Origin of the sequence: Lentilactobacillus kribbianus (genome assembly GCF_013184075.1) — a bacterium.
Taxonomy (GTDB): Bacteria; Bacillota; Bacilli; order Lactobacillales; family Lactobacillaceae; genus Lentilactobacillus; species Lentilactobacillus kribbianus.
Genome location: NZ_JABEQQ010000001.1, coordinates 666,525 through 692,091, shown reverse-complemented (window position 1 = coordinate 692,091; position 25,567 = coordinate 666,525). Strand labels below are relative to the sequence as shown.

Sequence of the window (25,567 nt, the reverse complement as noted above, 5' to 3'; positions counted from 1 at the left end):
AGCATACTAAATCCAAGTTAAATCAAGCTTAAAGGCTGAATGAAACGGTGTTAACTGCCTGATTCCAATCGCCATTTAAGTCTAGAAATGATATAGTAGAACCCTATGAGTTTGTTATTAGTCATGAATGGAGAAAAGTAATGTCAGGAAAAAAACGGAAACAAAAATTGCCTACTAATACTAAAATCACCCTTAATAGTATTATTTTATTGGCCGTGGTGGTCATCGGGGGCTTGATTACGGGTAAAGGCGTTTCGAATAATCAACCTAACGCTAATTTGGCCAACCAAATCATCGATGTTTTTAACGGCGCTAGTCAAAGTAAAACTAGTAATAAAAACAGCGTGACCAGTGATAAATTAGCCAGTCTGGATTTTAAATCCGGGGATAATCCGGTCGTCGTTGTGAACCATAATAAGGCCGATTTAAAAGCTAGTGATTGGAAGATTAACAAGGTCGACTACCAAGACTTAGATAACTTAAATCGTACTAGTGGTACTAACACCGGTTACTTAGAAAAACGCAACATCGCTGATGGTAGCTTACGAGTGCGCCAATATGTTCAACCAACGGGCTGGCACCAAAAATTCGTGGATGATGATCCCATTATTAACCGGGGGCATTTAATGGCCTATTCGATTTCTAAAGGTATCAGCACCAGCGGTAAATACAATCCTAATGATCAGTCTGGCGATCAAAACAATCCGAAAAATCTATTTACCCAAACGGCCTATTCCAACCAAGACCTACAAACCAAATATGAGCAAAAGGTCAGAAATGCTCTTTACAACAATAAAAAAGTCATTTACGCGGCCCAACCCCTTTTCCGGGGCAATGAATTGATGGCTCGAGGAGTTCACCTACAAGCTCTTAGTACCGACGGCTCGCTGAATTTCAACGTTTATCTCTTCAACGTTCAACCTAAAGTAAAATTCGATTATGCTACTGGTCGCTCCACTATTGATCGTAGTATGAAAGTTGCAAGTGTCAGCGAATAAAAAAGCTGTGACAAATTAAAAGTTTGTCACGGTTTTTTTATTGGTCAGCAACTAGCGCCCTTTTTGTAACAACTGGTATTTATATTATGATTACTGTATCCTAAAAGTTAATTCTTAATTAAGGAGAAAATCATGTTTAAAACACATAACGTGGACGCACCACTGGTCCCCATCTTATTTTGCGGCGGGGGCTTAATTATCCTAACACTAGGATTTATTCCGCCCATCACCATCACCCATTCTTTGGGTAATTGGATTGGTGGCGGTTGGCTACTTATTTGTGGTCTCATTTATTTACATACTAGCCTAGTTGGCAAGCCATTAATTTGGCAAAAAGTTTTACAGCAAACCAAAATTAACGCTAACGGAAACTATCTAGACATCGGTTGCGGTCATGGTTTGGTCATGTTTGAAGTAGCTAAGCGATTGCAAATGGGACAAGTCATTGGGATCGATATTTGGAATAATAGCGATCAAGCACATAATTCCATTCAAGCAGTTACTGAAGAGATTCAAACGCGCGGGTTAAATCATCAAGTTAGCGTTCAAACGGCTGATATGCAGGAATTGCCGTTTGCCGATAATACGTTCGACGGCATCACCACTAGTTTTGCTATTCATAATGTTAAACCAGCCAGTAATCGTTACCAGGCACTAGCAGAAATGGTGCGAGTGTTAAAACCCAACGGTCAGTTAATTATTGTGGATACTGAATACAAGGATACCGAATTCATTACGACCTTAAAACAATTAGGTATAACTACGGTTAAGAAACAAAAAATTGGGTTCAACGGTTGGTGGGGTGGCCCGTGGATGGCATCTTTTGTGATTCGAGCCCAAAAATAAATGGTACCTTGCAATGTGTCCTTTTACTGTCTAATTAAAAAAAGCCCAATAGCGTCATAATCGACGAACTATTGGACTTTTTTTAGATTAATTAGCGGTAACTTACCGCTTGGTTCACACTTACAACACGTTGTTATGCTCTTTGGCCGCCGTCCACTACGAATTCAGCACCATTAGCAAATTCTGATTCATCACTACCCAGGTAAACACAAATGGCCCCAATATCTCTTGGTTTGCCCAAATGGCCTACCGGAATAGTTGAAATAATAGCATCTTTTTGTTCTTCCGGAATAATATTAGTATCAATCCAGCCTGGATGCACGGAGTTAACCCGAATATCCAATTTTTGTTGGGCTAATTGCAATGCCGTCGCATGAGTCAACATCCGAGTACCACCCTTACTTGCAGAGTAAGCGGGACTCATTGGCAAACCTACTAAGCCGGCAACTGAGGAAATATTAATAATGGAACCTTTACCGTTATTAAATTCTTTCATCACTCGAACCGCATATTTTTCGCCTAAAAAGTTACCGGTTAAATTAGTGTTAATGACCTTGTTCCAATCTTCCAATGAAGTGTCTTGAATGGGACCGCCGACGCCACCAATACCAGCGTTATTAACCACAATATCGACTTTGCCAAACTTATCAACGGCCGCGTCCATCACCCGTTCCCAAGCTTCTTCATTTGCGACATCTTGTTGAACAAATAAAGCGCGATCTTCACCAAATTTTTCTACGGCTTTTTTACCGCCATCAACATTATGATTGGCAGTAATAACAACGTTAGCACCTTCATCAATGTAACTTTGGGCAATTCCCAAACCAATTCCGGCCACGCCACCAGTGATAACAGCTGTTTTATCCTTCAAACGATCCATTGCAACTACCTCCATTTTCCATCATATTTACCTAATTCTACCATTCTCAACCAAAAGTGTAATTATTTAAGCCTTATAGAAAAATCTATAATACAATGGAATTATCAAATCCGTTCTTAAAGGAGCCCGATACTATGACTTTAACCGCTAATATGCACGCTGCAGCCAGTGATTTATTTGCAGCCAGCTTCAATCATCCCTTTATCACCGAACTTGCTGATGGCCAACTATCAATGGCCCGTTTTCGTTTTTATTTAAAACAAGATCACTATTACCTGGAAAACTTTGCCCGCCTTCATCATGAACTCGCACTTAAAATGAGCAATCCAGATACGATTGCCTTTTTAGAAAACGAAGCTTCCGGATTTAACAATAGTGAACAAGAAGTCAGAGAAGAATTCTTCAGTCAATTAGACATCACTGCCAACGAAATGACGGAGACACCTATGGCGCCCAATACTTACAATTACATCACTCATATGGAGCATGAATTAAATAGCAATTCGGCTTGTGGCGCTGCTGCTTTATTGCCGTGCTATTGGCTTTATAATGAATTAGGTCAACATTTAAGTGATGTATCTTCACCCGTTAAAATCTACCAACAATTCATTGATACCTACGCCAGCCCTGAGTTCACTGCTGCCACCAATACCATGATTGATATCGTGGATCGTCTAGGTGAAGCTCAATCTAGTGTCGTTCAATCGCAAATGATCGAAGCCTTTTTACGCAGTGCCTACTTTGAATTACAATTTTGGCAAACCGCTTATGATCAAGCAAATTGGCCGTTTAGCCTTTAAATTTCAATAGCCGGTTGGGTGGCCACATGTTCCACAAAAAGCTGATCGTGATCAATAATTAACATTGCTGGTGCCACCGTTAAAATCAAGTCTTCGATTTGTTGTCTGGTGATAACATCCAAATAATTCAAGGGTTCATCCCAAATATAGAGGTTAGCCGGTTCGCATAATGAGCGTGCCAGGCTGACCTTTCTTTTTTGGCCCATACTTAGTTCTTGCATCGGTGTTTGAAAATAAGCCCGTTCAAATCCCAATTTGCGTAATAAATTAAAGAACTGATCTACTGCCACCCCATTCTTTTCAGCATAAGCAGTCAACGAACCGCTGAGCTGTTCAAATGATTGTGCCACATACGATACTTTGGCTTGGTGAGCCCAATTAATGGTACCTCGATATTCAATAGTTGCCTGAGGCAGTAATGCCGCCAGTAACGATGACTTTCCCGCCCCATTTTCACCACTTAAAATCAAGCGATCATGATTACTAATCTCAAAACTAACCGGTTGTGCTAACCACTGTGGGCCCCGTTTAACTTGCAAATCATTAACCGTTAGTAGTGGTGTATTGGTTTTAGCAGGTTGTAATTGACCCAATAACAGCTTCAAAAAGGTGGTCTTACCGCGCCCATTACGACCAATGAGTCCCATACGCCAGTACTGATCAATATTTAAGTTCAAATTAGCAAAAATTGGTGTCAACATGCCATCGTATTGAAACGTGACATTTTCGATTTTTATCATTCCCATAGTTATTCACCCCATCATTAATGAACAGCTGGGTATTTCAAAATTAGTGCACAAAAAAAGACGCAACTGCGTCCTTTTATACCGCTATTAGCCGAATTAAAAGTTGCACATCGTTAGAAATAACCCTAGTCTGTTCGACTACGATTAACATTCAATTTCTTAACGAGTAGCAATTTTCAATTCGTTCACTTCCCTTTTAATAATTACTAGCAGTGTAACTAACTTTTTTAATTTGGCAAGTTTATTTATTTAAATATTTACTACCTTCGTGCACCGCCAACTTCGAAAGTTGATGATCAGCAATGAAATCAGCAACCCAGTTGGGGTTTAATTTACTATATTGTCGTAAGGCCCAACCAATAGCTTTTTGAATGAAAAATTCATCGGTATTCAAATCATTTTCAATCGCCTGCGTCAACATAATCTGATCCGTTTTTTCTTTTTCCGTTAACTGCAGAATAATTGAAAGTCGCCGTAACCAAAAATCATCTTGTTGGTATAACCAGCTAAAAACGGTTGCCTTATCCTCTTGATGGCGAGCAATGTAGAGCCCTAAAACTTTACGCCAAGAATCAACCGTATCCCACCACGCTTTTTGGGTCACAAATGGTAATAATGCCTGCAACTCAGCCAGATTAAAACGACGCACATTAGCCACCGCTACATCGATCGCCGTATATTGATATTCGCGTTCCGAACGCGCATAAAGGTTTGCGATTAGCGTTTTAATTTCGTTAAACGCTAGCGACTTACTAGCCTTAATCAGCGGCTTTGCTTGTTCTTGACGGGCTTTAGCTTTCACGCCAGCAAACACAAACTGATCGCGCATGTAGTTTGCCATCGGTTTGCGATTATTAGGATCACCCATTAATTCAAAATCCATCCCTAACCTCCAAAACTATCTAAATACCGGACCGTCCCATCAATATTTTTCAGACCGTCTGGAACTAGTGCTTTCACCATAAAGTTCTCCGTAGGTACATCATAAGGCGCATGAATATTGAACTGTTCGGCTGGTTGATAACCAAATTTAGTATAGTAATCCGGCCAACCTAAAATGACGATAAACCGAAAACCTAATTGTCGCCCGACTTTTTCGATTTCGGTCATCAAGGCTTTTCCTACCCCTTGTTGTTGATATTCGGGAGCAACAGCTAACGGAGCTAGGGCTGCTCCCTTGGTAGAAGACCGAGGCCCATCAACAATTAAGGGGGTAATTAAGACGGTGCCCACAATTTGGTTATCCATCACCGCCACTAATTCTGCTTGAGGATTATATTTAACCTCTTGGCGCAATGCTGTTACTAGCTCCGCTTCCCCATCGTAACCATTCGGAGTCTCATTAAATGCTCGGTGCAATAATCCATTTACGGCATCGTAATCGCTAGCTTGAATCGGTCTAATTTGCATATCATCACTCCTTTGGTTCATTATAACCACAAAATCGTCGACAAACAAAAAAGCCGGTTGTAAATAACAACCAGCCTAACAACTATTTCTTTTCATTAAAATGATATTTCTTTTCCAGCGGAATATAAAACAAAATTCCAACAGCCGTTAACATTAACCCAATCAATGACGTTTGCCACTGAGTAAATAAAGTAACCACTAGGATGAAGCCACCACCTAAAATAGCAATTAACGGCACAATCGGATAACCGGGAACTTTGTACGGACGATCCAATTCCGGCCAACGTTTACGCAAGATAAAGACGGCTACAAAGGCCATCACATAAAAAATCCAAATTACAAAGACCAACATATTCGTAATGGAATCAAATTGACCTGACATCATCATAACAAAAGCAATGGCCAATTGAACCAAACCACTAATCCAAGGTACTCCATTTTTATTCAAGGTCGCAAACCACCGCCCAAATGGGAGTTTATGTTCCCGGCCCATAATCATTGGCAACCGCATTCCAGTAGTAATGTAGCCATTTACCCCGCCGTAAACGGCAATTAAAATACCGATAGTGACTAATTTACCACCCATTTTACCAAAAATCATTTCCGCCACATTGGAAGCAACGTTTAAATTACCAGCCACGTGGTTGAGCGGTTCAATGTATAAAAAGACTGCATTAACTAACAAATAAACACTCATAATAATCATGATACCGATGGTAATGGCGAGCGGTAAATCCCGCTTGGGGTTTTTCATTTCCCCGGCAATATTGCCCACGTGAATCCAACCATCATAGGCAAACATAGTCCCAAACGTAGCGTTAGTGAGGGCCGTCCAAAAATTACGATGCGGTCCAGCAACTATTGGAAAGAGAGAAAAGTCGCCGCCACCTTTATGAAAGAAACCAAACACCACGATCAAAATTAGCGGTACTAACTTAATGACGGTAGCAATAAATTGAACCCGACTGGCCGCTTTAGCTCCCGCAAAATTAATTAACGTTAGTGAAAAAGCCTCTAACATTGAAATAGGCACAATCCATTGAGCGGACAGATTGAATAGATTCACCACTTGTGTTCCAAAAACAATTGAAATGGCGGCCACATTCGCGGGAAAATAAATAAAGCCTTGAGCCCAACCAGCCAAAAATCCCCAAAAGTGACCGTAAGTCATCTGAATATAAGTAGTAAGTCCCCCAGTTTGAGGAATCGCTGCTGCCAATTCAGCAGCAGTTAACCCCGCACAAAGCGTCACAATACCACCGACCAGCCACGCCAGCATCGCAATACTGCTAGAGCCTGCGGCCTGCGTCACGGCGGATGCTTTAAAGAAGACTCCTGATGCAATCACTGTTCCAACCACTAATGAAAGAGCTGGCATTAAGGTGACGGTTCTTTGTAAGCCGTTATTTTCTTCCATTCGAGTTCACCTCCCGCAACCAAGTTGCATTTTTTAAAATTTAGTTTAGCGATTTAAATTATCAACTCGAGAATTATACTCTCAAAATTATTGCCGGTAAAGTAATTAATTCGGAACGTAGTGTCTCTTTATCGGCATTTTACGTTGTTTTTAACAATCAAAATTATAAATTACGGTTGACCCTTGACAATTTTTTCAGAACAGGGCACAATTAATCACAAATAAAGAGACATGACACTGATTTCTCATCACAGGGAGAACGGATCTAGCCTGGAAGTCCGTTTGTTTAGAAGATCAGCGTTACCACTCTTTATCTCGAGTGGAGGAGAATTCCATTCCGGTTAGTAGCCGTTAACAACTACTAGAGTACTTTTAATTAAGTAAAAATGGGTGGAACCACGCTATTTGCGTCCCTAAAATGCCAAAGTATTGGCATTTTAGGGACGTTTTTTTGTGGTTTCAGGCCAATAATAAAGGAGAGTTTTCATGGCAGAATTATCACTTAAGTTCCCCGATGGCAGCATCAAATCATTCGCTGCTGGTACTACTGTTTTAGAAATTGCGAAATCCATTTCCACTAGTTTGGCTAAGAAGGCCGTTGCTGGTAAGTTAGATGGTGAAATGATTGCAATTAATGCCCCTATCAACTACGACGGCACGATTGAAATCATTACTAATGACACCGCTGAAGGTTACCAAGTTTTACGGCAAACTGCTGCTCAAATCTTGAAGATGGCAATTGCTAGTGACTTTAGCGACGTTTCATTTGGTGAAAGTGCCGCAGACGTTGACGGCTTTTACCTTGATACTGACAAGCCTAACACGCAAATCAGTGTCGACGAATTAGCTAGTCTTACTGATACTATGAAGAAAATCATTGCTGACAAGGTAGCTATTGAAAACGTTGAACTTTCATTAGACGATGCGTTGAAACAAGTTGCCGGTGATAAATACCAAACTGAATTAGTTAACGCTGCCGCTAAAGACGGTCAAGTTTCTTTCAATAAGATTGGTGACTTCATGAGTTTAAACGAAGGCGTAGTCCTTCCTTCAACTGGTGACGTTAAGATCTTTAAGTTACTTTCTGTTGCTGGTGCTTACTGGCAAGGTAAGTCTTCTAACCCAATGTTGCAACGTATTTACGCAACTGCTTTCTTGAAGAAGGCTCAATTAGAAGAAGATTTAAAGAGAAGACAAGAAGCTAAGGAACGCGATCACCGAGTTATCGGTAACCAATTAGACCTCTTCTTTGTTGATCCTAAAGTTGGTGCTGGTCTTCCTTACTGGATGCCAAACGGTGCTACTATTCGTCGAACACTAGAACGCTACATTATTGACCGGGAAGTAGAAGCAGGTTATGAACACGTTTATACTCCAGTATTAGCTAACCTTGATTTGTACAAAACTTCTGGTCACTGGGATCACTATCGTGAAGATATGTTCCCACCAATGGATATGGGTGACGGCGAAATGCTAGAACTTCGCCCAATGAACTGCCCTTCACACATCCAAGTTTACAAACACCTCATTCGTTCATACCGTGAATTACCACTTCGGATTGCTGAAATCGGTATGATGCACCGTTACGAAAAATCTGGTGCCTTGACTGGTCTTCAACGAGTTCGGGAAATGGAATTAAATGATGGTCATACCTTCGTTATGCTTGATCAAATCCAAGAAGAATTCCAAAAAATCTTGAAGTTGATGGTTTCTGTTTACCGTGACTTTGATATCAAAGACTACACTTTCCGTTTGAGTTACCGTGACCCAGAAAACACTGAAAAATACTTTGACGATGATGAAATGTGGAATCGAGCTCAATCAATGTTAAAGGGTGCCATGGATGAATTGGGCCTTGAATACACTGAAGCTGAGGGTGAAGCTGCCTTTTATGGTCCTAAGTTAGATGTCCAAACTAAGACTGCTCTTGGTAACGAAGAAACTCTATCAACCATTCAATTGGACTTCATGTTGCCAGAACGTTTTGACCTTCACTACGTTGGTGAAGACGGTCAACAACACCGCCCAGTTATGATTCACCGTGGTATTATTTCAACGATGGAACGTTTCACTGCTTACCTAACTGAAATTTATAAGGGTGCTTTCCCAACTTGGTTGGCCCCACACCAAGTTCGTATCATCCCAGTTAGTGAAGAAAAACATGGTAAGTACGCTGAAGAATTGAACCAAGAACTTCACAAGATGCACATTCGTTCTGATGTGGATTCACGTTCTGAAAAGATGGGTTACTTGATTCGTGATGCCCAAACTAACAAGATTCCATATACGATTGTTGTTGGTGACGATGAAGTTAATGATAATTCCGTTTCTGTTCGTCAATACGGTCATAAAGATAGTAAAGAAATGTCTATGAAAGACTTCACTGATTACGTTAAGAAAGATCTTGAATCTTACTCACGTGATACTGATGCTGAAGACATCGTCGCCGAAAAATTAGAGAAATAATGAACTTGTTTAATTAAAAATAAAAAAGCCGATCACAAATAATACTTTTGTGATCGGCTTTTTTTATTTGGTTAAATAAAGAGCTTAATAGCTATTATACCGCTAGTTTCAGCGCTTTATTTTCTATATATTTTATGAGTTTCTACTATATTAACAGGGCCAATCCATCGGCATCCAAAATGGTCACTTGACGACCCTTGTTAGTAATCAACTGTTCGTGAACTAATTCTTTAAAGGTTCGACTAACTGTTTCGGCCGTGGTTCCTAAATAAGTAGCAATATCCTTTTTTAATAATGGCAACGAGAAGCTCTCTTGGTGTAAAGCTGCGCTCGTTTCTACTAAATATTGAGCCAACCGCCCTTTCACGTCTACCGTATTAGTCAACGTTACTTGTTTCTCTAATTGAGCAATTTTTTGACTCATTTGATTTAATAAACTAACTGCTACTTCTGGAATTTGGTGTAATAATCGTTGAAAATCAGCGCGATTAATTTGACAAACCAACGCATCAGTTAAGACCGTAGCCGAGGTATCTCGTTCTGTTTGACCAAATAAATTGGCTTCACCATCGAATTCGCCCGCATTCAGGACCCGCACAATTTGCTCGTTGCCAGCCGCAGATGATTGCGTAATTTTAATTTGACCATGTTCCACAATTAAAAACCGACTAACTTCATCACCAGCCAGGTAGATAGTACTGCCCTTAGAGTATGGTTGTTGCACAATTAAATCAGCAATCGCTTGGCGCTGTTCCAATGGTAAGGAAGCAAATAATGGCACTAATTCTAGACATTCTAGTGTATTTCGGTGAGTATGCATTGGGCCCTCCTAAAATTTTAATTGGCTGAGTTGCTGCAACCAAGCTCGTGTCCCTAAATCAGCCGCTTCATTGACTACAAAAGGTTGAATAAATAAGGCACTTACTCGTTGCCAATCAATATGATCATCAAGTTGTAAGCTAGCTTGTAATTCCATTACTTTATTAGCGGCCACTTGTTGGAGTAATTGGGGATTTCCCCCCAGGGTAGTCAAAAAGAAATTAGTGGCCAGTTGGTGACTAAGTAACTGCGTAAGTTGGTTAACGGTCAATTCATCGGTAACCACTAACCGATCTTTAAGTGGCACGGCAGGTAATTCCTTCATTAAAAAGGCTTGAATTGATAACCAATTTTGTGCCAACACAGCTAAAAACTGCCACGGTACCTGACAATTCAACTGTTTCAAGACGGCAGTCGTAACTTGTGCAATAGACCAATTCACGTTAGATTTAGGTGCTTGCACTAACCATTCTTGCAAAAAACGTTGAACTGTTTGCGTTTGGGTTTGCGGTATTTTCTTCTTTAAGGTTAATCCATATCGAACTAACATAAATTCCGCTAATTGACTTGCAGCGATAGTTCGATCATAACTAATCGCTTTTTTTCTTCTAATTTGTTTGATTTGCTTGAGACGTTTACTAGTCGCCCGTTGTCCTTGTTTCACCATTTTGCACTACTCGTTTCTTTATTTTTCTTCATTGTACCCAGTTTTATTAGAAAAGCAAAATTGCCCTTCTTACCGTCTGAAACAGGGCAAATAATCGCTTACAACCACTTAGCCACCACTTTACCGTATCTATTAATTGGGCTCCCCCATTTTTGTGGTAAAAGTCACCACTTTTTTAATGATATATGGGGTTATCCATTTCAAAAAAAGAAGTATTTTTTAATTTAACACGTTTGTAATATTGGCAAAAAACTCATACTTATCAAATGAATAAGCTGTAACATTTTTGTATTATTACGAAATGTGGTTGACGAAAATTATTGGTTTGTTATGATGTATCTCGAAATCAATTCAGTAGAGTTATCAACTGGATGATCAAAGGCCAATCGATTTCAACACAAACTTCTCGATTGGTAAATCAATTTTGTTAATTTGGATTTAAAAAATATAAAAGGTGGTCATTATTATCAAAAAGAGTTTAGTTACATTATCAGTTGTTGCAGGTTTTCTTGGTTTGAGCGGCGTTGTTGCTAACGCTGACAGTTACACTGTTAAGGCTGGCGACACTGTTGCTAAGATTGCTTCTGATTACAACGATACTATTAACGGCATCGCATCACGCAACCATTTAGCAGACGTTAACTTCATCGTTGTAGGACAAAAACTTGAAGTTGGTCAAAACAACACTGCAACTACTACTGCAACTACTCAAAGTACTCCAGTAGCTACTACTAATAGTACTGTTGCTAATACTGCACAAAACACTCAAGCAACTACTACTGTTGCTACTCCAAAGGCATCTACTACTACTTCAAACAGTAGCAGTAACTACGGCACTGGCTCACATGCTGCCGTATTAAGCCAAATGGAATCACGGACTGGTGTTTCAGCTTCTACTTGGAACTACATCATCAACCGTGAATCAAACTGGCAATCATCAGTACGTAACAGTACTTCAGGTGCCTACGGCTTGTTCCAAAACATGCACATCAGTGGCGGTTCAGTTCAAGACCAAATCGATGCTGCTGTAAGTCTATACCACCAACAAGGTATGGCTGCTTGGGCAATGTAATTTAATTACCCAAAAAACATTCTCTTTCGAGGATGTTTTTTATTTGCACAAAAAAAGAGCAAGTTCGTTTAGCATCGACGCCTGCTATTGGGGACTATGGACGAATATTGGATCCAATTGTTTTATTTCCACTATCTAAACTTCATGTAGTAAACTATATTTAACCAACGAAGTATTAATCATCCTAAAACTTTCTAACAATCAGATAACAATTATTTACACTGATTCAAAAATCCAGTATGATTAGGCTTCAATAATATTTTCTATGAAAGGTGCGTTATACATGACACAATCAGTTACAGACAAGATCCCTCCGGATGAACAACAACTTTGGCAATTAAGCCAAGCAGAACTTGAACAGAGATTTCAAACAGATGTTGAAAATGGTTTAAGTGAAGATGAGGCCAATGCCCGGCTCCGTCAAAACGGTCCGAACGAATTAGCTACGGTCAAACGGAGTAAGTTAATTCAGTTCTTGCTGCAATTTAATAACAGTATTACCTATATTTTAATTGCGGCGGCCGTTATTACTTTTCTTATGCATCACTACTCTGATTCAGCGGTTATCGGTTTCGTGATCGTGGCCAATGCCATCATTGGTTATGTCCAGGAACGTCAAGCCGACAATGCCCTCAATAAAATTCAAGACCTCTTGGTGAGTCAAAATATTGTGATTCGTAACGGTCACAAGTTAGAAATTCCCGCTAGAGATTTAGTCGTTGGTGACTTAGTTAACCTGGAAGCTGGAGATGCAGTTCCAGCCGATTTACGATTAATTGCAGCGGATAACTTGCGCATCCAGGAATCAACGCTGACTGGTGAAAGTAATTCCGTTCCCAAAGAAGAAAATCCTTTAACAGCTAATAAAATCGCCCTTGCCGAACGAAATAACATGGCCTTTGCTTCTACTGCCGTGACTCAGGGTTCAGCAATGGGAATTGTGGTCGCTACTGGAACCGATACTGAAATCGGTTCTATCCAAGAAAGCGTTACTACTGTTAAAGAACAAGTCACTCCATTAATGAAGAACTTGAATAAATTGGGCGTGAACCTTTCCCTCTTTATTGTGGCGGTAGCTGTGTTACTATTTATCGCTGGTGTCTTCACCAAAATTTATAGCTTACCAACCTTAACGATTGCTATCATCACAATGGTGGTGGGATCTATTCCTGAAGGGCTACCAGCCTCCACTTCCGTTGTGTTAGCTCGTGGGGTTCAAACCATGACCAAACACGGTGCCATTGTGAAAAACCTCCCTGCCGTGGAAACACTGGGAGCAGTGGATATCGTTGATACCGATAAAACTGGGACGTTAACTAAAAATGAAATGACCGTTACCGATGTTGTTACCAAAGCCCATCATTATACGGTCACCGGTGTGGGCTTTGCTACCACCGATGGCCAGGTTAATGGTGACGTGCAATTAGACGGCCAAAAATTTGACTGGCATAAAGACGATAATTTTGTTGAATTAGTCGAAATTGCGGGAATGACTAGTGATGCCGAATTAGTCTATCAAGATGAACAATGGAGTATCACTGGGGAACCGACCGACGGAGCTTTAACCACGCTGTATCACAAGTTAATGGGACAAGCGCCAGACGTCAATGAAATTGATTCCTTACCATTTGACTCGGCCTATCGTTATAGTGCTCGTTTAGTCGACATCGATGGCCAACATGAACTAATGGTCAAAGGAGCCCCTGATACCATTTTTGAAATGGTCAAGCAGTCTCATCCTGATTTTGACATGGCTAAATGGCAAGAAAGTGTTAAAAAATTAAGTAGTAAAGGTTTACGAGTGGTAGCGTTGGGTTCTGTACCCGTTATCGATCACTTAACTACGATTGACCAAGATAAAATTGCGGAAAACATGCAGTTTAGTGGGTTATTCGGTATCATTGATCCACCACGTGATGAAGTTATTCCGGCGATTGCTGAATTACGCAAAGCGGGTGTTAAGGTTAATATGATTACGGGTGATCATCCCGATACAGCTACAGCCATTGCTAAGCAACTAGGACTAGCTGACAGTATTCACGCCATTACTGGTCCCGAAATTGATGAATTAAGTGACAAGGAACTGGCCGAAGTGATTGGTCGCTATAATGTTTTTGCCCGGACTACCCCAGCTAATAAGCTGCGGATTGTCCGTGCCCAACAGCACAATGCTAATATTGTAGCGATGACCGGTGATGGTGTTAACGACGCTGCGGCCTTAAAACAAGCCAATATTGGAATCGCCATGGGAATTAAGGGAACTGAAGTGGCTAAAGAAGCCGCCAACATGGTCTTGGTTAACGATAGTTTTACCACGATTGTTAAAGCGGTTGCCGAAGGACGTCACGTCTTTGATAATATTCAAAAAACCATTCGTTTCTTACTCCCAACTAGTTTTGCCGAAGGATTAGTGGTGTTAATTAGTATGATTATGGGACAAGAATTACCACTATTTCCAACTCAACTGCTTTGGATCAACACTGTTTCTGCGTTAACCATTCAATTTGCCTTCATTTTTGAACCGTCCGAAGATTCAATTATGATCCGCGGTCCTCGAGACGTTACGAAAGGTATTTTAGGCAAATTTGATATAGTAGAAATGACCTACGTATCAGTGTTAATTGCCTCTTTAGGGATCTTTACGTTCGATCACTTCGTTAACGCTGGTATCTTATCACCAGTGCTAGCAAGTACGATGACCGTCAATATTATTATTTTCGGTAAAATCTTTTACTTGTTTAACATTCGTAACTCTTATCCGATCTTTTCAAAACACTTCTTTGAAAATAAAATGGCATTTATCATCATTGCGATTTTGATTGCGTTACAAGCGATTTTAATCTATGTGCCATTTATGCAAGGCATTTTCCACACTGCTTCCATCAACTTCTTCTACGGTTGGCTGGTTCCAATTATGGCTGGTCTAGTTGTTTTAGTAGTTACCGAAGCCGTTAAATTAATTCGCATTGGCTTACGCCGACGTGAACGAAAAGCGATATAATTTAAAAAGCACCGAGCATTATGCTCGGTGCTTTTTTATTGCCAAAAATAAGTGGTAACCAGTCCTTCGACTCATTACCACTTATTTAGAATTTATTCTGCGTGTTTAGCAGTAGTAACTGTTTGTTTGCCCATAATGTAGATTAACCATAGGGTCAAAATTGTAATTAACGTTAACAATAAAATCACAATCCCCGTGACATTGATATCAATTCCACCGGTCATGCATTGACGCAAGGCCAAGTTAGTGTAGTGAATTGGTGAGATAGTTCCCAAGAACCCACTGATAGAATTGATAGTCTGCATTGGATAAATATCATTAGAGAAGAAAACCGCTGCTCCTAAAAGACCACCAGCTAACAAGAAGGCCCAATACTTAATGTATTTATAAAGTACAATCTCGATTAGCGCTGTCGAAACAGAAAGAATAATCCCTAAGGTAACTAATTGGAATGGATGCTCAATCTCTTTTAAGATTAAGTTAATCACTCCAGTGGTAACGGCACCTTGCAACGCTGCCAAAGCTACGGTATCAACAATATTTCGGGTTGTCTTAAAGTCAGTTAAGCGTGCTAATAAGAAGACAATTCCAGTAACCCCCAATAAAGTAATTAACGAAACCACAAATGGTGCCATGGCATATCCAAAGTTAGGGACATAATTATCATTTTCTCGAACAACTTTGGTTGGAGTGGCAAACATTTGAGCCATCTTATCTCCTAATGGAGTGGCCTTAACTTGATCAGCCCCACCTTGTAAGGATGAAGCTAACGTAGTGTCACCATCTTTTAATTGACCAGTTCCATCGTTTAATTTGCCAGAATTAGCATCTAATTCGGTGACCCCCGCTGCCAACTGATCAGCACCAGAAATCAAAGTCCCTGTGGAACTATTTAAAGTATTTAATCCCGTACTTAATTGATTACCACCATCAGCTAATTGAGAAATTCCCGACTTCAAGGCTGGAGTACTACCTTGTAATGTTTGCAAACCATTATCTAATTGACTAGAACCGTCAGCCAATTGGCCCACACCACTAACCAAGGCTGGAACTTGACCATTTAAAGTTCTCATCCCGGTCGTCTCTTGTTGGGCTCCAGCATTTAACTTACCAATAGCACTCGTTAAGACTGGGACTTGGACATTTAATTGACCCAAGCCATTACTTAACTGCTTAGCGCCATCGTTTAAGGCACTGGAGTTCTTATTTAATTTAGCTGAACCAGCCGATAATTGCTTGATAGCATCAGTCACGACCGGTACTTGGCTGTTAAGTGATTGTAATCCATTGTCCAAGCTAGTTTGACCATCCATCAAGGTCTTGTTGTTAGCAACCAATTGAGATGAACCAGCTGATAATTGAGTAATACCATCAACTAGCGTTGGTACTTGGTTGTTGAGTTGATTGAGACCATTGTTTAAATCCATGGCTCCTTGAATAAGTTTAGAGTTATTAGAAACAAGCATCGTAGATCCAGTATGAATTTTATCTATACTACTTACTAATTCTGGAGATGAAGAACTCAATTCATTTGCACCCTCAACTAATTTAGCCAATGCTAGTGTAAGTCCTGGATTAGCATCTGTTCCATCACCATTGAGTTTATCTAATTGACTATTAACCGTATTATACGTGATTGACCCGATTGTTTTAGGCATTGTAAGACCATTATATGCAGTAGTAATATCACTCTTTAATTTGGCATAGTCATCTTCCGAAATTCTTGATTGTACATCTTTCAATTGTGATTGAATCTTTTTAACTTTATCACTGTTGGAATTAGACTCATCATTAGTATCAGTAGTTGTTGTTTGATCAACAGAAATTTTCTTGATATTTTCAATATCATTCTGAATTTTATTAGTATTTTCGGTAGTTGTTGTAGTTACTTTATTTGTATTTGAATCATCACTACTATCCTTATCAGTACCACCACCTGCACCTTTTAATGCCGACTTAATTGCCTGAGTTTGTTCAGATGTTAAATTTTGCTTCTTACTTACTGATTCAATTTTGGCATTAATTTCAGCATCTGTGTCTCCAGATGTTGAATTATCAGTATTTCCATTGTTTGAAATGGTGGTTGTTGTAGTCTGACTGTTATTAACATCTCTTTGTAATTTATTTACTGCGGAAGCTATTTTATCACCGTTATCACTATCACTTGAATCTATGTTAGTAGAATTATCATTAAGGTTATCGATTTCATCAGAAATAACATTCAAATTTTGAATAACTTCTTTATTAGCAGCAGAAGTTGCCGTATTGCTATTAACAATTGACTTCGCATCTGCTAAAGCAGCGTAACTATTTGAGACACCATTATTAATAATTTTTAGTGAACTTGATAAAGATGACATTTGTGCAGGTAGAGTTCCAATACTTTGTTGCAATTGAACCAATCCATCGCTTAATTGACTAGTTCCACCAACTAAATTTTGTTCTTTTAATGACTCTGATAGTTGACCGAGATAATCGTCAAGAGAGCTTGCACCAGCTGTATAGTCATTAACACCAGATGATAATGTTCCAGAACCGGCATACAATTGACTCACACCATCAGCTAATTCGCCCTTACTACCATCAAGTTGTTGAATACCACCGTTTAATTTAGCAACTCCATCAGTATATTGGATCCAACCAGGTAATAATTGCGCCGAACCAGAAGTTAATTGAGAAACACCCTCAGCTAGCGCTCCTTTTTTATCGTTTAGCTGTTGTAAACCATAATTTACTTGATAAACACCATTAGTATAGGTCAATACACCCGTTTTTAACGCTTTAGAGCCATCGGCTAATTTCACGACTCCACTAGCCAATTCACCCTTTTTACCATTCAATTGGCTGAGACCACCACTGATTTGTTCGGAACCATCCGTTAACTTACCAACACCGGATTTCAAGGTTCCCGTTTTACCGTTTAAAGTCTGTAGTCCGCCGTTTAATTGACTACCTCCATCGGCTAATTGGTTTACCCCATTAACTAATGTGCCGCTTTTAGCGTTTAATTGGTTCAGGCCCGCACTTAATTGACCACTACCATCGGTTAATTTCTTCACCCCGGCTGGTAAAGGCTGCACACTGGTGTCCATTTTAACCATACCGTCTTTTAAGGTTTTAACCCCAGTCGTATATTGTTTCAAGCCAGACTGTAAGGTAACTGTCCCATCTTTTAATTGTGTTGCCCCATCAGCAGCTTTTTGGAAGCCAGCGCCACTAGTTTTAATTTGAGAAAAAATAGCTAATGCATAACTCTTAGTCACGGCTGAACGCACCTGACTATTAACTTGATCGATTCCGACGCTACTCATAACCCCGGCTATGTAATTCATCGAATCATTGGTCTTATATTTTAATTTCATCGGTTTAGGATTCGAATCCGTTAAAGTGGTAGCATTCTTAGAAAAATTCTTGGGAATGTTAACTACCGTATAATACTTGTTGTCTTTTAACCCTTTTTGAGCTTGTTTAGCAGTAACAAAATGCCATTGCATCCCATGATTATGTTTAAGTTGTGAAATCATCGAATCCCCAACCGCCATGGTTTTTCCTTGATATTGAACCGGTCGATCATTATTCACCACCGCAATTGGTAATTGGCTAGTATGACCAAACGGATTCCAGACTGACTGGAGAAATAATAGTGCTGCAGCAACTGGCAGAGTAACTCCTAACGCAATTGCTGCAATTTTGACACTCCGTCGCTTAAAAATAATAAACACACCCTTCTAAATTCAGTTTCTATAAGCTGTCATCCATTACGACCCAAGGGGTGGTAATCGATTAGTATGAATAAATTAATATGAACTAATTGCAAGACAGTTTAGTACATGCTGAAAAGTATAACCCTAATTTTAAAATTAGTAAATACCATAAACTATCTTAGAACGCTTCTCTACATCTACTGTTACCGCAACGTCTATCATATTATTAAGGACGCTAACTTAAATAATAGTGCACATTGGTGAACTATCATATCAGCGCGATAAACTAACTAAAAAGGACCGATCTCATTACAAGACCGGACCTTTTAGCTAGGATTAGCTAGAATATCAATTTAGTTGTTAGTTTAATTCTTGAAAACTAACTTGATTAATCACTGGGAAAAAACGTAACTGCTTTTCAGCAATCAACTCTTTGGTTAACGTAATTTTAGCAACTTGTTTAGCGTGATATGGTTGGTAATAATAGGTCAAGCTATCACAATCAGCAGCAGCGCGATACACCGAATAAGTCTGTTGATGCGATGTGTTTTTAGGGACGTTAACTGAGTCTAGTAAATGCCACACATTATCTACCGCTGAATCTAAATCTGTTGCCAAATCAATTCGTTCTTTGTAGTAAGCAGCCCGAATAAAACGCGAATTGGGGGTATAAGATCCTGGGGGAATGGCCTTACCAGATACATTTCCCGTAGTTACTCTAGGGGTATTTAGTGGCACGTTACCGGCATTAAATGCTGGGGTAAAATCCACGTATTGACGTAACTTATCAATTTGGCGTTCAAAGTGGTTACTGTTAGTTAATATTCCTAATGGATTTTCAATAATTCTGATTGGTTGTTGATCTGGTTCAATGACCACTACACGTCCCGTAGCATCGGCGGCCACAAAATGTAATTCAACTTTGCCATACTTTTGGCGACTAAAATGATCGGTCATTAATTCAATTTCAGTAATGTGTTCGACAATATCTTGTACGGATTGAAAGTTAGCCAGCAAATAAAACGATAATTCGTAAGGAGCCAAATGAATCTTTCCCGGCGTTGGTTCATCCACTAACTGGGTACCATTAGTAAAGGTTAATTTTTGTACCGTTAATCCGTGTTCGTTAACCCCATCGGAAACATCCAATTCATTGTCATGATAGCCCCCACCCCCAACTAAAGCGTACTTAGTCCGATACGATTGATTATCATAGACGCTTTGCCACTCAAAATCACGGGGACAAAATACCGGTGCTGCTCCTAGTCGTGGCCAATCCATTGTGCGCCCTAATACATGGGCCGGATGATTTTCATCAATACTAATTTGGAAAATACTTGTACACATCTTAATCACCTTTCTCACGCAGTTACCAAACGAGTTATTATTACTTATATTGTAACCTCTTGCTGGACTAATTGTCGCAAATTAAAGCCACTTACCTACCCGATAAGTGGCTTTAATTATTATTTAGGGTTAACTCCAATTCGTAACACCGTTTTTTGTTTTTCTGGTGCGATCCGGCGCGGATCTGATAGATAGATTTCTCGATGAATGTAGCCGTTTAATGGCCGTTGTTGCAAGTGATTGGCTGCTAAATATTCATTTAAAATCGCAAACGTAGTGGCTTCCGTATCATAAGTTCCCACGTGTAATATCTGGACCACGTCACCATCCGTAATGGTTTCTAATTTTAGTTCCTTCAGATAGGAGTTTGGTTTTTTCACTGCCGTTTTAGCCACTGCGGCTTGAAACATTGCGGCAGTCACAAACTCAGGTTGGCGAATCATGATTTGATAAATTAGCTGACTTTTATCAATCGGTTGGTTCGCTGTCGGTTTAGTAGTACTACTCCATAATCCTTCTAATGGGTAAACCGTAAAATCTGGGTGTTCATTAGTGGGATCTTGCTTTAACCCCATTTTTAGAGCATAGGCCACCGAGTAAAGGGCACCCACTCGCTCCGCAAACACCGGTTCATTAGGATTACCGGTACCCGTCACAATAATGAATTGTTGGGCTGGTACCGTTACTAATTCCGGCTTAGCCTTGGGTAAATACAATGCTTTTTCAGTTTTTCGCCATTCCGTCTTCATCTAATCCTTCTCCTTAGGTTGCACCACGCCGTGTTCAATCATATCCATATAGCTCTTAATTTTACTGATTAACTCGTCCATTTCATCAATGGTTTTCACTTCTGGGTGTTGTCTTAGATACTGTTGCGCCATCAATAAAATCTGGTTCATCATCATCGATAATAATCGCCGAACCTCCATCGGATCTAGATCTGGTCGTAAATCCAAATGACTAATAACCGGGTCAACCATCTGATTAATATTTTCCTGCGTCCAATGATCAAAAACGGCAAAGACCTTTTGGCGCAGATCATTGGGAATAGCTTGACTATTTTGATAAACCGCCAGCAATAACGCAAACTCATCCGGAAACCGTTGTGATAACTCAATCTTATACTTAGTGGCGCGCAAAATCATGCTTACTAAATCATCGGAATCAGTCCACACCGTATAGTCAAGATTATCCTGTAAGTTGGCAACTGCTAAGTCCACTGCAGCCTCATACAAAGCGGCTTTATTTTTAAAATAACGAAATACGGAACCTTTGGAAACATTGGCCGTACTGGCAATCGCATCGGTACTAGCCTGATAACCATTTTGCGCAAATTCATGCATCGCGGCGGTTAAAATTGCGGTTTGTTTCTGGGGATCCTTTGGCAATCGTTTAGCCATCATCATCCTCCTAATTTCTTAAGTCACGTTTATTATACCCAATAACTCCGCCTAAAAGACAGACCAAAGCAATTATTAAAATTACCCACCAAGCTGTCCAATCGGTAGTTTTAACTGGTACTTTTTGGAACCAATAAAATGGGGATACTTTTAAACCCCAATCCGGTAACTTCAATAGTTTACCAAAATAAGAAATAACAAAGGCCACGCCTAGATATAACCACGTCAACGAACGTAACTTAGGCATTGCTCCGACAAATAACGTTAAAATACCCAGAAATAAAAGCACCGTAGGAGTCATGGCAAGAATTGATTGCCAAAAATACTTAGCGGCCAATGGGTGTTTTAAGACCGCATTGCCGGCCGCTTGCATGCCAAACATGGCAGCGATAAGCACTAATTCAGCTAAAACAATACCGTAGCTGACTGGAATTAAAATCATAGTAGTACGATGAACGGGTTTGACACTCACTAGTTCTAAGTAACCTCGGGTTTCATCAGCGTAAAGGCGATTAGTGACCATTCCTCCAGCCAGAATTCCAAGTAACGCAAAAACCATGCTTAAAATACCGATAAATGATAATAATTGTAATTTTTGAGCGTGCATCACCCCACCAGTGCCTAAAACTTGACGAATTACGGGTGAATCATTCACTAATTTACCAATACTATCAAAGATAGAACCGTAGCTAGCACCTAAAAGAGCTACTCCAATGATCCAACCTAAACTAGTAGTTTTTTGGTTCCATACCAACAAGCTCAGCGGTCCTCGCAAAAAGCGATTAGTGGCTTTACCGGGCTTGACCGCTACTAGACCAGCATCAATATCTCGATTAGCATTTAAAGCCAGTGCAATCATCAATGCAAACCCACCGAAAACCAAATACAAACCAATCGGTAACCAGTTGTTATTGACGTAAATACTGGTTTTTTCCACCCAACCTAATGGTGACAACCAGGTTAATTGTTGGTCACTGACATCACTAATCATTCGCATTAAGTAAGTAATACCAAATAAAAGGTAGCTAACCATAGTTGCGTTTTTAGAATCATTAAATAACTGTGCTAATACCAAGGTAAACATTCCAAAAGCCCAGCCTACAATACTCAAAGCCGCTGCCAATAACCAGGTACCCATGGAGTTAGCTCCAGGTAAATTTGCTAGTTGGGTGCCTACACCAGTAATTACAAAAAAGACTAAGTCCACAATGCTAATTTCAAGAATGGCTGCTAGTAAAGGGGCCTGACGTCCGACGGGATGACCCCCTCGCAACATTTCAGTAAGTCCCTCTTCTTCTGGGACTCTTGTGGCCCCAATCGCCAAGGTAATGTTAAATATCACCATGAAAATGGACCAAAAAATCAACATTTCTCCAGCGAAAATAATAGCGGTCGTTAAATGATTAACATGGGGTAATGGGCCAAATAACGATACCATCGCTTTAGATTTTAAAGTGGTCACAATCGTTTCAATTTGTTGGCGTGAACCATACAGGCCTTCAAACTTATAAGCCACTGCCACAAAGAGACCAGCTAGACCAACTAACCAAATAATAATTTTTTTAATATCACGACGAAAATTAGCGACTAATAATAATCTGGTTTCTGCAAAGGGCTTCATTTAGTATCACCAGACTTTCCGTTATCTTCATAGTAACGTAAAAACAAATTATCTAAGGTTGGTGGAGTTGTCTTCAAATGGACAATCTGGTGTTGAGCCAAATAGTTCATAACATCTGTCGTAGCATCACTATCCAACGTGAAGTTAGCTTCTAATTGATTATTTTGCAACGTTAATTGATGAATCCCAGTCACCTGGTCTAAATCAGTCAATGGTTGTTTAGTGATTACAGACACTTGGTTTCGAGTTAAATGTTGCATTGAAGCTAACGTACCTGTTTCAATAATGGTTCCTTGACGAATTATTGCAATCTTGTCACCCATTTTTTCCACTTCGGACAAAATATGACTAGATAACAATACACTCTTACCAGCTTGTTTTAATTTTTCCACTGCATTTTGAAAAATTTGTTCGTTAAGTGGATCCAGTCCTGAAGTTGGTTCATCAAAAATATATAATGGCACATCCGTAGATAAAGCCGCAATCAAGGCTACCTTTTGCCGATTACCCTTAGAATAAGTCCGATTCTTTTTAGTCACATCCAATTCAAATTCTTTGATTAATTCGTCAGTTCGGGCATTATGTTTTTGGTGTGATAATTTCAATAGTAAATCAATTGTTTGACCACCAGTTAAGTTGGGCCACAAATAAACATCCCCCGGTACATAGGCCAACTGTTGGTGAATGGCAACTGCATCCGACCAAGCATTCTTGCCAAATACTTTAACCGTTCCACTAAACGCTTTAATCAATCCGAGAATAGTTCGAATCGTAGTAGATTTCCCCGCTCCGTTTGGTCCAATAAAGCCTAATACCTCTCCTGGTTGTAAATCTAAATTAATGTCTTTTAGTGCCTGAAACTTACCAAACGACTTTTGTAAATGCTCAACTTTTAAGACTGGAACTGTTGCCATAAAAAAACCTCCTCAATGTTACTTTCTAATTTTGCCTTGATTATACGATTTAATGACTAAGTAGTCATTTAGATAATAAAAAAATACCGCTACGTTAATAGCGGCATTTTCAGCTTAGTTTTCAGTTGGTTCCTGGTTGTTATTAGTTGGCGCGCGGTGAATTTTGTAAGTTAAGAAGAATGAGATCAGCATGAAGACAATCACAACGAAATATGGATAGTGGTAATTGTAATCTAGCAAAGCCCCTGATAGGATTGGGCCAATGATATTTCCCACGCTGGTTAAAGACATATTCAAACCGTTCACTAATCCTTGATCCGTCAAACTGGCCTTTGTTAGTAAGGTGGTAATTGCCGGCCGAATTAAATCAAACGCCGTAAAGACTAGTAAGGTAGCTATAATAACTGCCCATTTTTGGTGAGCCACCATGATCCAGGCCGTTCCCAAAAAGGCAAAAAAGAAGCAATACCGAATTAATCGTTTTTCACCTAACAAAATCACCATTCGGTTAAACAATAAAATCTGGAATAATAACGAGATAATTCCGTTTAACGTTAAGACCAAGGCAATATTAGCCATCGTAAAATGATGAACTTCATTAACGTAAAGACTATAAATACTTTCAAAACTAACCAATCCAAAGGCAGAGACTAGGATCAAAATAAACAATAAGCCCATTGGTCCACTCAGCAATTTCCATGAATCTTGCCAGAAATTAGTATCTGATTTCATCTTAGCAATGGCTGGTTTAGTGGACGTACGCAATTGCTTTAACTTCTTGTCTGACGGTAACATAATGGCCAAACAGATAACACTTAATAAGCCCAATGTAGCCGCAAACCAAAATGGCGTTTTATAACTAGAGCGAGCTAATACCCCACCGATACCAGGGCCTAGAATCAAACCACCACTAAAGGCTGCTGATAACCAACCAATTACCTTGGCCCGTTGCCCAGGTGTGGTAATATCAGCTGCTAACGCATTTGAAGTCGGCACCACCATCGCTGCTGAAAGTCCACCGATGGTCCGTGAAATATCCATCACGATCAATGAGTTAGTTAAAGCAAACAATGACTCGGCCACTACGAATAATAGCAAACCAATTACTAAAACTACTTTACGGCCGGATTTATCTGAAATACGACCAATAATTGGTGACCCAATCAATTGGGCAAACGCAAATAATGAATTCATGATTCCCATATCTAGGGCAGAAAAATGAAGTTCATTTTTAATAAATGGCATAACTGGGAAAATCAAACTCATCCCAAGGCACACCAGAAAACTACTTAAAATTAAAACAAAAATGGCTCTTTTAACTTGTGATGACAAGATAGTCCCCCTCTTTAATAATTCAGACAGTATAGAAACAAGTATACCGAAACATTCCGGGCGTGTCCAGTTTCACGGCTAAATATTTTCGCTATTCTACATTTTTATAAATAAAAACATCAGTTAA

20 protein-coding genes are annotated in these 25,567 nt (G+C 39.7%); 6 read left to right on the top strand and 14 right to left on the bottom strand.

Going from position 1 to position 25,567, the window contains the following annotated elements:
- The first annotated feature begins 140 nt into the window (after positions 1-140).
- Both HII32_RS03515 and HII32_RS03510 read left to right on the top strand, forming a co-directional pair.
- On the top strand, positions 141-998 hold the full coding sequence (locus tag HII32_RS03515; protein ID WP_172188349.1) for a DNA/RNA non-specific endonuclease: 858 nt from the start codon (positions 141-143) through the stop codon (positions 996-998).
- A 132-nt stretch (positions 999-1,130) separates the two neighbouring features.
- Positions 1,131-1,844 (top strand): class I SAM-dependent methyltransferase, encoded by a 714-nt coding sequence (locus tag HII32_RS03510; protein WP_172188347.1) that lies wholly within the window; start codon positions 1,131-1,133, stop codon positions 1,842-1,844.
- Between the two features lie 133 nt (positions 1,845-1,977).
- Here the strand turns inward: HII32_RS03510 and HII32_RS03505 are convergent, their stop codons facing one another.
- Complete coding sequence (locus HII32_RS03505; protein ID WP_172188345.1) at positions 1,978-2,724, bottom strand: glucose 1-dehydrogenase; 747 nt, start codon at positions 2,722-2,724, stop codon at positions 1,978-1,980.
- A gap of 95 nt (positions 2,725-2,819) precedes the next feature.
- On the opposite strand from HII32_RS03505, the gene tenA reads away from it, so the two are divergent.
- Positions 2,820-3,524: a thiaminase II gene (gene tenA / locus HII32_RS03500; RefSeq protein ID WP_246224807.1), complete on the top strand. Its 705-nt coding sequence runs from the start codon at positions 2,820-2,822 to the stop codon at positions 3,522-3,524.
- Here the strand turns inward: tenA and HII32_RS03495 are convergent.
- The 4 genes from HII32_RS03495 to HII32_RS03480 all read right to left on the bottom strand — a co-directional run bounded on the left by HII32_RS03495 (position 3,521) and on the right by HII32_RS03480 (position 7,097).
- On the bottom strand, positions 3,521-4,270 hold the full coding sequence (locus HII32_RS03495; protein WP_172188343.1) for an ATP-binding cassette domain-containing protein: 750 nt from the start codon (positions 4,268-4,270) through the stop codon (positions 3,521-3,523). The two genes, tenA and HII32_RS03495, sit on opposite strands and share 4 nt — an antisense overlap.
- Before the next feature lie 241 nt (positions 4,271-4,511).
- Positions 4,512-5,153: a DNA alkylation repair protein gene (locus HII32_RS03490; RefSeq protein ID WP_172188341.1), complete on the bottom strand. Its 642-nt coding sequence runs from the start codon at positions 5,151-5,153 to the stop codon at positions 4,512-4,514.
- Positions 5,154-5,155: 2 nt separating this feature from the next.
- Positions 5,156-5,680 carry a GNAT family N-acetyltransferase gene (locus HII32_RS03485; protein WP_172188339.1) on the bottom strand — a complete coding sequence of 175 codons (525 nt, stop codon included), beginning with the start codon at positions 5,678-5,680 and terminating at the stop codon, positions 5,156-5,158.
- Positions 5,681-5,762: 82 nt separating this feature from the next.
- Entirely contained in the window at positions 5,763-7,097 is a 1,335-nt protein-coding gene (locus HII32_RS03480; RefSeq protein WP_172188337.1) for an APC family permease, read from the bottom strand.
- 486 nt (positions 7,098-7,583) lie between these two features.
- On the opposite strand from HII32_RS03480, the gene thrS reads away from it, so the two are divergent.
- Positions 7,584-9,563 carry a threonine--tRNA ligase gene (gene thrS, locus HII32_RS03475; protein ID WP_172188335.1) on the top strand — a complete coding sequence of 660 codons (1,980 nt, stop codon included), beginning with the start codon at positions 7,584-7,586 and terminating at the stop codon, positions 9,561-9,563.
- Positions 9,564-9,708: 145 nt separating this feature from the next.
- Here the strand turns inward: thrS and HII32_RS03470 are convergent, their stop codons facing one another.
- Complete coding sequence (locus HII32_RS03470) at positions 9,709-10,383, bottom strand: Crp/Fnr family transcriptional regulator (protein WP_172188333.1); 675 nt, start codon at positions 10,381-10,383, stop codon at positions 9,709-9,711.
- A gap of 9 nt (positions 10,384-10,392) precedes the next feature.
- A complete protein-coding gene (locus HII32_RS03465) occupies positions 10,393-11,049 on the bottom strand; it encodes a hypothetical protein (protein WP_172188331.1) in 657 nt (218 codons plus the stop codon).
- A 460-nt stretch (positions 11,050-11,509) separates the two neighbouring features.
- On the opposite strand from HII32_RS03465, the gene HII32_RS03460 reads away from it, so the two are divergent.
- Positions 11,510-12,121: a LysM peptidoglycan-binding domain-containing protein gene (locus HII32_RS03460; protein WP_425483263.1), complete on the top strand. Its 612-nt coding sequence runs from the start codon at positions 11,510-11,512 to the stop codon at positions 12,119-12,121.
- A gap of 283 nt (positions 12,122-12,404) precedes the next feature.
- Entirely contained in the window at positions 12,405-15,122 is a 2,718-nt protein-coding gene (locus tag HII32_RS03455) for an HAD-IC family P-type ATPase (protein WP_172188329.1), read from the top strand.
- Between the two features lie 92 nt (positions 15,123-15,214).
- On the opposite strand, the gene HII32_RS03450 is transcribed toward HII32_RS03455, so the two are convergent.
- The 7 genes from HII32_RS03450 to HII32_RS03420 all read right to left on the bottom strand — a co-directional run bounded on the left by HII32_RS03450 (position 15,215) and on the right by HII32_RS03420 (position 25,374).
- A complete protein-coding gene (locus HII32_RS03450) occupies positions 15,215-18,844 on the bottom strand; it encodes a YhgE/Pip family protein (protein WP_172188327.1) in 3,630 nt (1,209 codons plus the stop codon).
- 342 nt (positions 18,845-19,186) lie between these two features.
- Positions 19,187-20,173 carry a linear amide C-N hydrolase gene (locus tag HII32_RS03445; protein WP_172188325.1) on the bottom strand — a complete coding sequence of 329 codons (987 nt, stop codon included), beginning with the start codon at positions 20,171-20,173 and terminating at the stop codon, positions 19,187-19,189.
- Between the two features lie 119 nt (positions 20,174-20,292).
- Entirely contained in the window at positions 20,293-20,922 is a 630-nt protein-coding gene (locus tag HII32_RS03440; RefSeq protein WP_172188323.1) for a GyrI-like domain-containing protein, read from the bottom strand.
- Positions 20,923-21,573: a TetR/AcrR family transcriptional regulator gene (locus HII32_RS03435; RefSeq protein WP_172188321.1), complete on the bottom strand. Its 651-nt coding sequence runs from the start codon at positions 21,571-21,573 to the stop codon at positions 20,923-20,925.
- 10 nt (positions 21,574-21,583) lie between these two features.
- The gene (locus HII32_RS03430) at positions 21,584-23,194 is read right to left on the bottom strand and encodes an ABC transporter permease (protein WP_172188319.1); all 1,611 of its coding nucleotides are present in this window, start codon (positions 23,192-23,194) and stop codon (positions 21,584-21,586) included.
- The gene (locus tag HII32_RS03425) at positions 23,191-24,108 is read right to left on the bottom strand and encodes an ABC transporter ATP-binding protein (protein ID WP_172188317.1); all 918 of its coding nucleotides are present in this window, start codon (positions 24,106-24,108) and stop codon (positions 23,191-23,193) included. Before HII32_RS03425 ends, HII32_RS03430 begins: the two co-directional genes overlap by 4 nt.
- A gap of 114 nt (positions 24,109-24,222) precedes the next feature.
- Positions 24,223-25,374 carry an MFS transporter gene (locus HII32_RS03420; RefSeq protein ID WP_425483262.1) on the bottom strand — a complete coding sequence of 384 codons (1,152 nt, stop codon included), beginning with the start codon at positions 25,372-25,374 and terminating at the stop codon, positions 24,223-24,225.
- Positions 25,375-25,567 lie beyond the last annotated feature (193 nt).

Coding starts and splice junctions, on each gene's coding strand:
- HII32_RS03515 (WP_172188349.1), top strand. CDS start 141: ATGTCAGGAAAAAAACGGAAACAAAAATTGCCTACTAATACTAAAATC.
- HII32_RS03510 (WP_172188347.1), top strand. CDS start 1,131: ATGTTTAAAACACATAACGTGGACGCACCACTGGTCCCCATCTTATTT.
- HII32_RS03505 (WP_172188345.1), bottom strand. CDS start 2,724: ATGGATCGTTTGAAGGATAAAACAGCTGTTATCACTGGTGGCGTGGCC.
- tenA (WP_246224807.1), top strand. CDS start 2,820: ATGGAATTATCAAATCCGTTCTTAAAGGAGCCCGATACTATGACTTTA.
- HII32_RS03495 (WP_172188343.1), bottom strand. CDS start 4,270: ATGGGAATGATAAAAATCGAAAATGTCACGTTTCAATACGATGGCATG.
- HII32_RS03490 (WP_172188341.1), bottom strand. CDS start 5,153: ATGGATTTTGAATTAATGGGTGATCCTAATAATCGCAAACCGATGGCA.
- HII32_RS03485 (WP_172188339.1), bottom strand. CDS start 5,680: ATGCAAATTAGACCGATTCAAGCTAGCGATTACGATGCCGTAAATGGA.
- HII32_RS03480 (WP_172188337.1), bottom strand. CDS start 7,097: ATGGAAGAAAATAACGGCTTACAAAGAACCGTCACCTTAATGCCAGCT.
- thrS (WP_172188335.1), top strand. CDS start 7,584: ATGGCAGAATTATCACTTAAGTTCCCCGATGGCAGCATCAAATCATTC.
- HII32_RS03470 (WP_172188333.1), bottom strand. CDS start 10,383: ATGCATACTCACCGAAATACACTAGAATGTCTAGAATTAGTGCCATTA.
- HII32_RS03465 (WP_172188331.1), bottom strand. CDS start 11,049: ATGGTGAAACAAGGACAACGGGCGACTAGTAAACGTCTCAAGCAAATC.
- HII32_RS03455 (WP_172188329.1), top strand. CDS start 12,405: ATGACACAATCAGTTACAGACAAGATCCCTCCGGATGAACAACAACTT.
- HII32_RS03445 (WP_172188325.1), bottom strand. CDS start 20,173: ATGTGTACAAGTATTTTCCAAATTAGTATTGATGAAAATCATCCGGCC.
- HII32_RS03440 (WP_172188323.1), bottom strand. CDS start 20,922: ATGAAGACGGAATGGCGAAAAACTGAAAAAGCATTGTATTTACCCAAG.
- HII32_RS03435 (WP_172188321.1), bottom strand. CDS start 21,573: ATGGCTAAACGATTGCCAAAGGATCCCCAGAAACAAACCGCAATTTTA.
- HII32_RS03430 (WP_172188319.1), bottom strand. CDS start 23,194: ATGAAGCCCTTTGCAGAAACCAGATTATTATTAGTCGCTAATTTTCGT.
- HII32_RS03425 (WP_172188317.1), bottom strand. CDS start 24,108: ATGGCAACAGTTCCAGTCTTAAAAGTTGAGCATTTACAAAAGTCGTTT.
- HII32_RS03420 (WP_425483262.1), bottom strand. CDS start 25,374: ATGAGTTTGATTTTCCCAGTTATGCCATTTATTAAAAATGAACTTCAT.